At 68.8% G+C, this 609-nt stretch carries 1 protein-coding gene and 1 pseudogene; both read right to left on the reverse strand.

What is annotated here, in order from left to right:
* Nucleotides 1-183: pseudogene (locus IF37_RS40380) on the reverse strand (trehalose synthase); the annotation flags it as partial.
* Nucleotides 180-609 (reverse strand): DUF3459 domain-containing protein (locus IF37_RS0138435; RefSeq protein WP_030754450.1); only part of this gene is annotated, 430 nt, incomplete at its 5' end. The gene IF37_RS0138435 and the pseudogene IF37_RS40380, both read right to left, overlap by 4 nt.

Here is a 609-nt window from a genome sequence, read left to right on the forward strand (position 1 = left end):
GAGCCACTGGAGGTAGTCGAGCTTGGCGGTCAGACCCTTCAGGTCGCCGACGCCGTCGCCGTTGCTGTCGTGGAAGGAGCGGACCAGCACCTCGTAGAAGACGGCGCGTTTGAACCAGTCCGGGTCCCGGTCCTTGGCGGGTGTGTCCTCGAAGGTGTCCGGTACGGGGTCGTTGACGGTCATGACGCTGCGGGCCCTCCGATCCGGGGCGTCGATCGCCCGACGTGGAGCACGTGCGCCGGTGCCCGGCCGGGCGTCAGGCGTACGTAGTTGGTGCTGCCCCAGTGGTACGTCTCGCCCGTCAGTTCGTCGTGCACGGACAGGGCGGCGTTCCGGTCCAGGCCCAGTCGCGGCATGTCCAACGAGACCGTGGCCTCCTGGGTGTGGTGCGGGTCGAGGTTGACGACCACGACGACCGTGTCCGTACCCGTGCTCTTGCCGTAGGCGAGCACGGCATCGTTGTCGGTCTGATGGAAGCTGAGATTCCGCAGGCGCCGGAGCGCGGGGTGCCGCCGCCTGATCTGGTTGAGGCGGGTGATCAGGGGTGCGATGGTGCGGCCTTCGCGGGCGGCGGTCTCCCAGTCGCGGGGGCGGAGCTGGTACTTCTCC

The organism is Streptomyces sp. NRRL S-31, assembly GCF_000718775.1.
Taxonomy (GTDB): Bacteria; Actinomycetota; Actinomycetes; order Streptomycetales; family Streptomycetaceae; genus Streptomyces.